This is a genomic window from Streptomyces sp. NPDC006925 (assembly GCF_042869575.1).
Classification (GTDB): Bacteria; Actinomycetota; Actinomycetes; order Streptomycetales; family Streptomycetaceae; genus Streptomyces.
The window spans coordinates 147,897-157,944 of record NZ_JBIAGB010000018.1; the positions used below are offsets into that span (position 1 = coordinate 147,897).

The following is a 10,048-nucleotide window of genomic DNA, read 5'->3' on the forward strand; positions in this document are numbered from 1 at the left end:
CGCACCCCGCGGTTCGCCACACCCTGTCACCGTGATGTCACTGTGCACGTAGCGGAAACGCCCCAGAGGACCAAAAGGTTCCCGGTTCACCGCGTTTCCACACGCGTTCGACCACACTGCGTCAACGCAAGCCCTCATCGACACAGTGTCATATTCACCCGCCTTCCATCCACCGCCTCATGACATCCAGCAGATGATCAGTGTCCACCGGCTTGGTGACGTAGTCGGAAGCACCGGATTCGATGCTCTTCTCCCGGTCCCCCTTCATGGCCTTGGCGGTCAGCGCGATGATCGGCAATCCGGCGAACTGCGGCATCTTGCGGATGGCCGCCGTCGTCGCGTAACCGTCCATCTCCGGCATCATGATGTCCATCAGCACCACGGCCGCGTCGTCGTGCTGCTCCAGCACCTCGATGCCCTCCCGGCCGTTCTCGGCGTAGAGAACCTGCAGCCCGTGCTGCTCCAGCACGCTGGTGAGCGCGAAGACGTTCCGGATGTCGTCGTCGACGATGAGCACCTTCCGGCCCGCCAGATCACCGGCCTCCCCGGCTCCGGGCGAGGGCGCCTCCCGGTCACAGCGGGCCGCCATCCCCTCGTCGACCACCTCGACGGCGCCGTCGGACGTCCCCGGCCCCGCGCCGCCCTGGAGGACCACCGGAGCAGCCGTACCGCCGCCCGCGGCCCCGTCGGCCGCTGCCCCGTTCTCGCCCGCCAAGGACGACGGACGGGCCTCCGGGGGCAGTTCGGGCTGCGCCTGACCGCTGGCGTCCCGCAGCCGCCGCCGGTCGGCGAGCGAGTGGGCTGCCTCGTCCGCGGTCTGCTCGTCGGCGGACCCTCCGGCGCCGCCCGGCGCCGTCTGCGTCGCCGCCCCCAGCTCTCCCGCCGCGGCCCCGGGGACGGCTGCGCGTGCCTCCGGGAGGGCCATCGGAACGCTGCCCGAGACGAGCTGCGCGTAGCCCTGCGGAGGCAGCTCCGTGGGATGCAGCGGCAGGTAGAGCGTGAAGGTGGAGCCGCGACCCGGCTCGCTGACCGCGTGGATCTCGCCGCCCAGCAGCCGGGCGATCTCGCGGCTGATGGACAGCCCCAGCCCCGTGCCGCCGTACTTCCGCGACGTGGTGCCGTCGGCCTGCTTGAAGGCTTCGAAGATGACCCGCATCTTGCTCTGCGCGATACCGATCCCGGTGTCCGTCACGGAGAAGGCGATCAGCTCCGAGTCCGGGTCCCGCAGCGACCCGTGCTCCAGCATCTGCTCACGGATCGCGTCGGGAACATCCGAGCGGGCCGAGCGGATCACCAGCTCGACGGCCCCGCTGTCGGTGAACTTGACCGCATTCGAGAGCAGGTTGCGCAGCACCTGGAGCAGCCGCTGCTCGTCGGTGTGCAGCGTGGCCGGCAGCTCCGGCGAGACGCTCACCGAGAAATCCAGCCCCTTCTCGACCGTCAGCGGCCGGAACGTCGCCTCCACGTAGTCGACAAGTTGCACCAGCGCGATCCGGGTCGGGCTGACGTCCATCTTCCCCGCCTCGACCTTCGACAGGTCGAGGATGTCGTTGATGAGCTGCAGCAGGTCGGACCCCGCGCCATGGATCGTCTCGGCGAACTCCACCTGTTTGGGCGACAGGTTGCTCTCGGCGTTGTCCGCCAGCAGCTTGGCCAGGATCAGCAGCGAATTGAGCGGTGTGCGCAACTCGTGCGACATGTTGGCCAGGAACTCGGACTTGTAGCGCATCGAGACCGAGAGCTGCTCGGCACGCTCCTCCAGGACCTGCCGGGCCTCTTCGATCTCCCGGTTCTTGATCTCGATGTCGCTGTTGGTCTGGGCGAGCTGCTCGGCCTTCTCCTCCAACGCCGCGTTGGACTCCTGAAGGGCCTTCTGCCGGTTCTCCAGCTCGCCGGAGCGCTCCTTGAGCTGCGCCGTCAGCTCCTGCGACTGCTCCAGCAGCCGCTCGGTGCGCATATTGACGCTGATGGTGTTGACGCTGGTCGCGATCATCTCGGCGATCTGGTTGAGGAAGTCCTTCTGGATCTGCCCGAACGGCTGGAAGGACGCCAGCTCGATCACACCGAGCACCGTGCCCTCGAAGATGACCGGCAGTACCACCAGATGCGCGGGCGGCGCCTCGCCCAGCCCCGAGGAGATCTTCAGATAGCCGGGTGGGACATTGCCCATCTCGATGGTGCGTTTCTCCTTCGCCGCCGTCCCGACCAGGGACTCACCGGGCAGGAACGACGTGGGCATGCTGTCCGTGCAGTAGCCGTAACTGCCCAGCATCCGCAGCTCGTACCTGCCGTCCTCGCCCGGACCGGCGCCCACACCGACCGCGCTCTCGGGGGTGCCCTCCGGCAGCGAGATGAAGAACGCGCCGTGCTGCGCCGAGACCACCGGGGTCAGCTCGCTCATGATGAGCCCGGCCACGTCCCGCAGATCGCGGCGGCCCTGCATCAGACCCGAGATCCGCGCCAGGTTGCCCTTGAGCCAGTCCTGCTCCTGGTTGGCCTGCGTGGTGTCCCGCAGGTTCGCGATCATGGTGTTGATGTAGCCCTGGAGCTCCAGGATCTCCCCGGCCGCCTCCACGTCGATCCGGACGTTGTGGTCGCCGCGCGTCACCGCGGTGGCCACCTCGGCGATCGCCCGCACCTGGCGGGTCAGGTTGCCCGCCATCTCGTTGACGGAGTCCGTCAGGTCCTTCCACGTACCGGCGACGCCGGGCACCCGTGCCTGGCCGCCCAGCTGGCCCTCGGTGCCCACCTCGCGGGCGACCCGGGTGACCTGCTCGGCGAACGAGGAGAGCTGGTCGACCATCGTGTTGATGGTCGTCTTCAGCTGGAGGATCTCGCCGTTGGCCTCGATGTCGATCTTCTTGGTCAGATCGCCCTTGGCGATGGCGGTGGTGACCATGGCGATCTGCCGCACCTGTCCGGTCAGATTGGACGCCATGGAGTTCACCGACTCCGTCAGGTCCTTCCACGTACCGGCGACGCCGCGCACCCGCGCCTGGCCGCCCAGCACACCGTCCGTGCCCACCTCCCGGGCCACCCTGGTGACCTGCTCGGCGAACGACGACAGCGTGGTGACCATCGTGTTGACGGTGTCCGCGAGCTGCGCCACCTCGCCACTGGCCTCGACGGTGACCTTCTTCGTCAGGTCACCGCCCGCGACCGCGGTGGCCACCTGGGAGATGTTGCGCACCTGGGAGGTGAGGTTGTTGGCCATGATGTTGACGTTGTCGGTCAGGTCCTTCCAGATGCCCGACACGTCACGCACCCGCGCCTGCCCGCCCAGGATGCCCTCCGTGCCCACCTCGCGGGCGACCCGGGTGACCTGCTCGGCGAACGACGAGAGCGTGTCCACCATCGTGTTGACCGTCGTCACCAGGGCGAGGACCTCGCCCTTGGCGTCGACGGTGATCTTCTTCGAGAGGTCGCCCTGTGCGACGGCGGTGGTGACCTCGGCGATGTTCCGGACCTGGGAGGTCAGGTTGTTCGCCATGAAGTTCACGGACTGCGTGAGGTCCTTCCAGGTACCGGAGACCCCCTTGACCTCCGCCTGCCCGCCCAGGATGCCCTCGGTGCCGACCTCGCGGGCGACCCGGGTCACCTGCTCGGCGAACGAGGAGAGCTGGTCGACCATCGTGTTCAGCGTGGTCTTCAGTTCGAGGATCTCGCCCCGCGCGTCCACGTCGATCTTCTGCGACAGGTCGCCGCGCGCCACCGCGGTGGCCACCTGGGAGATGTTGCGCACCTGGGAGGTCAGGTTGCCCGCCATGCCGTTCACGGAGTCGGTCAGATCGCGCCACACACCCGCGACGCCCGGCACCTGGGCCTGGCCGCCCAGCCTGCCCTCCGTACCGACCTCCCGGGAGACCCGCGTGACCTGGTCGGCGAAGGCGGAGAGCTGATCGACCATCGTGTTGATGGTGTTCTTCAGCTCCAGAATCTCACCGCGCGCGTCGACCTCGATCTTCTGCGACAGGTCGCCGCGTGCCACCGCCGTCGTCACCTGGGCGATCTGCCGCACCTGAGAGGTGAGGTTGTTCGCCATGAAGTTGACGGAGTTCGTCAGGTCCTTCCAGGTGCCCGAGACGCCGTCCACCCGCGCCTGGCCCCCGAGCCTGCCCTCGGTGCCGACGTCCCGGGCCATCCGGGTCACCTGCTCGGCGAAGGACGACAGCTGGTCCACCATCGTGTTGACAGTGTTCTTCAACTGGAGCATCTCGCCGGAGACGTCCACGGTGACCTTCTGCGACAGATCACCGTTCGCGACAGCCGTCGTCACCTGCGCGATGTTGCGGACCTGCCCCGTCAGGTTGCGGAACGCGGTGTTCACCGAGTCCGTCAGGTCCTTCCAGGTGCCTGCCGCCCCGGGCACCGCCGCCTGACCGCCCAGCTCACCCTCGACACCGATCTCGCGGGCGACCCGCGTCACCTCGGCACCGAACGCGGAGAGCTGATCGACCATCGTGTTGACGGTGTTCTTCAACTCCTGCATCTCACCGGAGACATCCACGGTGACCTTCTGCGACAGATCACCGTTCGCGACAGCCGTCGTCACCTGCGCGATGTCCCGCACCTGCGCGGTCAGGTTGCGGAACGCGGAGTTGACCGAGTCCGTCAGGTCCTTCCAGATACCGGCCGCGCCCGGGACCACCGCCTGACCGCCCAGCACACCGTCCGTGCCGACCTCGCTCGCCGCCCGTGTCACTTCGTCCGCGAGCGTGCGCAGCGTGTCCGTCATCGCATTGATCGTCTCGGCGAGCTGCGCCACCTCGCCGCGCGCGTTGACCGTGATCTTCTGCGACAGGTCGCCGTTGGCGACCGCCGTCGTCACCTGGGCGATCTCCCGTACCTGAGAGGTCAGGTTGCCCGCCATGAGGTTGACCGAGTCCGTCAGGTCCTTCCACACGCCGGCGACGCCCTGCACCCGCGCCTGGCCGCCCAGTTCGCCCTCGGTACCGACCTCGCGGGCGACCCGGGTGACCTCCGACTGGAAGGAGGAGAGCTGGTCGACCATCGTGTTGACGGTGTTCTTCAGCTCCAGCATCTCGCCGGCGACATGGACGGTCACCTTGCGTGACAGATCGCCCTTGGCGACGGCCGTCGTCACCAGTGCGATGTCCCGCACCTGCGCGGTCAGCCGCGACGCCATGGTGTTGACCGAGTCCGTCAGATCCTTCCAGGAGCCGGACATCCCGCGCACCCGCGCCTGGCCGCCCAGCTTGCCCTCGGTACCGACCTCGCTGGCGACCCTCGTCACCTCGTCCGTGAACGCCGAGAGCTGATCCACCAGGCCGTTGACCGTACGGCCGACCTTCAGGAACTCCCCGCGCAGCGGATGCCCGCCGCCCTCGGCTCCCCGGGCGCGCAGATCCATGCGCTGCTCCAGATCGCCGTCGGCGACGGCCGACAGCACTCTGCCCACCTCCGAGACGGGCCACACCAGGTCGTCGACCAACGAGTTCGCCGCATCGATCGCCGAAGCCCAGGACCCCTCGCAGGTGCCGGTCTGCAGCCGCTCTGTGAGTTTCCCCTCACGCCCGACCACGCGCCGCACCCGGGAGAGCTCACCCGTCAGGTGCAGGTTCTGGTCCGCGACCTCGTTGAAGACCGCGGCGATCTCCGCCATCGGACCTTCACCGGTCACGGTGAGCCGCTTGCGGAAGTTGCCGTCCCGCATCGCCGTCAGCCCGGCCAGAAGCTTGTTGACGGCCGCGGCGTCGACCTCGATCGTCCCACTCCTCCGGGACCGTCCGCCCTTCACGCGCGTGTTGCCGCTACGCGCGGTTGTGCCAGACTCCACTGCCCCTCCTGCGGGTCGACCTTCCTGCCCGGGCCCTGTACTCCGAGCCTTCCCAGTGTTTCACCCTGCCCGAACCCGGCGATAACAGTTCGGCAGCATGGCATATCACGCTGCGTTCGCGGGCCCGGAGGGAAATCACCCGCATCCGGCGGCCACGCGCCATGGATACGTAAGTAACCTGGCACCCGGCTGTCCGTTCACCCCCATGTCGGCGGGGTGCTCTACCGGGTCCGACGGGTAGGGGCTTCGCAGGGGGCAGCGGTGTGAGTACGAAGGGCGACGGAGGGGCGCTGCGGTGACGCAAGAGCAGAGCGCCGAGCGCGGGGGCGGGGGCCACCTGGGCGCCACGGGCTCGCAAGGCCCGCACGAGGAGGCGGGGACCTACACGGCCCTGACCGCACAGCGCACGCCGGTGCGCCCGGCCGACAGGACACCCATGGGGAGACCAGTGATCACCGCACGCGCCGCCGCCACCTTCGAGCCGGTGGGCCGCTCCGTCGCCACCGCACGCGGCTTCGTGCGCGACACCCTCCAGGGCTGGGGCCTGTCCGAGGTGGTCGACGACGCCGTGGTGCTGACCAGCGAACTGGTCACCAACGCCGTGGTGCACGCCGGAACCGCCGCCGAGGTGCTCTGCCTGCGCGACGAGGACGGGATCCGGATCGAGGTCGTCGACCGCTACCCCGAACGGGAACTGCCGCTCCAGGAGGTCAACCCGCAGCCCGCCGGACCCGACCGGGAGGGCGGCCGCGGACTGCTGCTCGCCTCCGCACTGGCCACCCGCTGGGGCGTCGACTACACCGCGTCCGACAAGCGCGTCTGGTTCCGGCTCGACCTTCCCGAACGCCCGGTCGGTACCCGCACGGCCGGTCCCGCGCTCCCGGACACGGCGCTGCCGGTCACCGACACCCACATCCGGGTCGCCGTCGTCCAGGTGGACCGCAGCGGATCGATCAGCGCATGGAACGAGGACGCCACCGAGCTGTTCGACTACACGGCCGAGCAGGTGGTCGGCAAGCCGCTCACCGACTTCGCCGCCTGGCCGCACACGCCCGGCACCGGCACCGGAGTCGCCGAGGCGCTGCGTCTCTCCCGCTGGGAGGGGTCCTATGGCATGCGCGGATCGGACGGCCGCACGATCCCTGTCTACGCCTCGCACCTGCGCGTGCGGGACAGCGACGGCGAACCGTCCACGGTCTGCCTGCTGGTGCGGGAGCACGAACGTGCCGTCCTGCAGTCACCGCCACGGGTCCACTCCCACGACAACACCGGCACCGCGACGGACAGCCAGGGCCAGTCCGCCGCCGACCCCTTCGAGGTCTTCATCGGCTCCCCGGCCCCCGACGACCTCGACGGCCTCCTCCAGCGCACCGTCGAACGCGCCAGGGACATGCTGGAAGGCGACGCGGCGTATCTGCTGCTGGCCACCGACGACGAGACCGAACTGGAGGTCCGGGCCTCCACCGGGCTGCCCTCGGCACGCCAGCGGTTCGCCCGCGTCCCGGTCGAGACCGCCAGCGGGCGCTACGGCTCGGCCCGGATGCCGTCCGTGCACGAGGATCTGACCGTCGTCCCGGGCGCCGTGCCACTGCTCGACGGCACCGGCATGCGCTCCGTGGTCACCGTCCCCCTCAAGGTCGAGGGCCGACTCACCGGCTCCCTCGGAGTCGCCACCGAGGCACCCGGCCGCTACACGAACGAAGAGGCCCTGCGCCTCCAGTTCGCCGCCGACCGCATCGCCCTCGCCGTGGAGCGCGCCCGGCTCACCGAACTGGAACGCCTGCGGCGCGGCTCGCTCTCCTTCCTCGTCGAGGCCTCGGACCTGCTCGCCGGCACCCTCGACCGCGATCAGACGCTCGCGCTGATGGCCCAGATGACCGTGCCCACGCTGGCCACCTGGTGCGCCGTCTACACGGTCGCCGACCAGGGCTCCGACCCCCGTCTCTCCTACGTCCTGCACGAGGACGAGGACCGCATCGACAACCTCAAGGCACTCCTCGCCAAGGTCGACCCGCCCGAGCCCGTTCCCACCCCCGGAGCGCGCGTCTGGGCTGCGCCCACCGAGGCGGCGCACTCCGCAGCGCTGCGCACCTCGCTGCGCAACGTCTCGCTGGACGGCGAGGCCCAGCAGCTCTCCCCCGGTACGAGCCTGGCCACCGCGGCCGCGGTCGGCGGCGAGACCGTCGTCCTTCCCCTGGTGGCCCGCAACCGGGTCATCGGCATGCTCACCCTGGGCAAGCCGACCGACGAGCGGTTCCGTCAGGAGATCCTGGAGCTGGCCGAGGACCTCTCCCGCCGCGCCGCGCTCGCGCTGGACAATGCGCGTCTCTACTCCGAGCGCACCGCCATCAGCCAGTCCCTGCAGCGCAGCCTGCTGCCGCCCGAGCTGCCGGAGGTGGAGGGCGGTGTCGAGGTCGAGGTCATCTACCGCGCCGCGGGCGAGGGCAACGAGGTCGGTGGTGACTTCTACGACCTCTTCGAGATCGACGACGGCACCTACGGCTTCGCCATCGGCGACGTCTGCGGTACGGGCCCGGAGGCCGCGGCGGTCACCGGCCTGGCCCGGCACGCGCTGCGGCTGCTCGCCCGCGAGGGGCTGGGCGGCCCCACCGTGCTGCAGCGTCTCAACACCGCCATCCTGGACGAAGGGGCGCGCAGTCGATTCCTCACGCTCCTGTACGGCGAGATGCGCCCCCAGGCGGACGGCAGCGCCGAGTTGAAGGTCGTCTGCGCGGGCCACCCGCTACCCCTCCGACTGCGCCAGGACGGCAGCGTCGAGGCGGCCGCCGACCCCCAGCCGCTGCTCGGGGTCATGGAGGACCTGGAACTCTACGAGCAGACAGTCTCACTCGCGCCCGGCGACGTTCTGCTGTGTGTGACGGACGGCGTGACGGAACGCCGCGAGGGCACCCGCATGCTGGGGGACGACGGCTTGGCCGACGTGCTGTCCACCTGCACGGGCCTGAACGCGGGCGCGGTGGCCGCCCGGATCATGCGCGCCGTCGAACGCTTCGCCAGCGACGCGCCCTCGGACGACATGGCCATCCTGGCGATGCGCGTCCCCGAGTAGGAGCGGGGCGGAGCGGCCCCTCGGCACACGAAGAAGGCCCCCACCGTGCGGTGAGGGCCTTCGACTTGCGTGTGGAGAGCCCCAAAACGGAATCGAACCGTTGACCTTCTCCTTACCATGGAGACGCTCTGCCGACTGAGCTATTGGGGCGCGGCCAGCGGTAAGAGATCTTACCCGATCGAAGCCCCTGGATCGAACTGACGCCGGGACAGCTCCCGCCGGGTCAGCCGGCCCGCTCCCGCAGGAGGCCTCCGAGCCCGTTGCAGGCCGATACGACGCGCTGCAGGTCCTTCTTGGTCATGGCGGCACTCAGCGGCAGCGAGAGGCATTCGTCAGCGGCCCGTTCGGCCTGCGGCAGCCGTGCGGCCGCGGCGTGCGCCGACAGCCGGTGTGCCGGCACCCTCACTGGTATCGCGCAGTCGACGCCCCTCATGTGCAGTGCCCTGCGGAAGGCGTCACGATCGGGTCGGCCGTTGCCCGGTACCCGCACCACGTAGTCCGTGAAAGCATGCTCGACGCCGTCGGGAACCGACGGCGCGACGACTCCCCTCAGACGGCGGCCCAGCGACGTCGCGTACTGGCGCCGGCGGACTGCATCGATCGCGTCCGTACGCGGCAGCGGCTCCCACTCGACGACGGAGATCCCGTGCTGCTCACCGACGGCACGCAGTGCGGCCATGTCAGCGCTGTGACCGAAGAGGTGCACGGGAACGAGCGCTGCGGTGCGCGGCCCCGCCACGCGGGCCGCGGAGGCCGGATCGAGACAGTAGGTGTCGGCGTCGATGTCGGCGAAGACGGGTCGCGCGCCGAGGTCCCGCACGGCCTGTGCGACATCGGCCCCGCCGAAAGACGGCACCACGACCTCGTCCCCCGCACCAACGCCCGCGGCGGTCAGCTGTGTTGTCCCCATGTCGGGATGATGTCCACGCAACATGAACTGCCGGTGACCACGCACAAAAAAGTCGTGGTCCCTGAACAGAAGTCCAGGGACCACGACTTGCACGATTTGTTCGGCGGCGTCCTACTCTCCCACACGCTCCCGCATGCAGTACCATCGGCGCTGAAAGGCTTAGCTTCCGGGTTCGAAATGTGACCGGGCGTTTCCCTCACGCTATGACCACCGAAACACGGTGAAACACACAACCAGCAGCACAACACCCACCAACAAACAGGGGTGGTGC

General features: G+C 69.4%; 3 protein-coding genes, 1 tRNA gene and 1 rRNA gene. 1 reads left to right on the forward strand and 4 read right to left on the reverse strand.

The genetic code is table 11. The features are described 5' to 3' along the window. Window positions 1-154: 154 nt before the first annotated feature. Window positions 155-5,797: a HAMP domain-containing protein gene (locus ACFYNS_RS23055; RefSeq protein WP_360297528.1), complete on the reverse strand. Its 5,643-nt coding sequence runs from the start codon at window positions 5,795-5,797 to the stop codon at window positions 155-157. A gap of 448 nt (window positions 5,798-6,245) precedes the next feature. Here ACFYNS_RS23055 and ACFYNS_RS23060 point away from each other — a divergent pair, with 448 nt between their 5' ends. After that, entirely contained in the window at window positions 6,246-8,867 is a 2,622-nt protein-coding gene (locus tag ACFYNS_RS23060; RefSeq protein WP_388604842.1) for a SpoIIE family protein phosphatase, read from the forward strand. A gap of 77 nt (window positions 8,868-8,944) precedes the next feature. Here ACFYNS_RS23060 and ACFYNS_RS23065 read toward each other — a convergent pair. The 3 genes from ACFYNS_RS23065 to rrf form a co-directional block, all read right to left on the reverse strand. Then, window positions 8,945-9,017, reverse strand: a tRNA-Thr gene (locus ACFYNS_RS23065). A gap of 73 nt (window positions 9,018-9,090) precedes the next feature. Continuing rightward, window positions 9,091-9,777: a DegT/DnrJ/EryC1/StrS family aminotransferase gene (locus tag ACFYNS_RS23070; protein ID WP_360303915.1), complete on the reverse strand. Its 687-nt coding sequence runs from the start codon at window positions 9,775-9,777 to the stop codon at window positions 9,091-9,093. 98 nt (window positions 9,778-9,875) lie between these two features. Next, window positions 9,876-9,992 (reverse strand): 5S ribosomal RNA (gene rrf / locus ACFYNS_RS23075). Window positions 9,993-10,048: the final 56 nt, after the last annotated feature.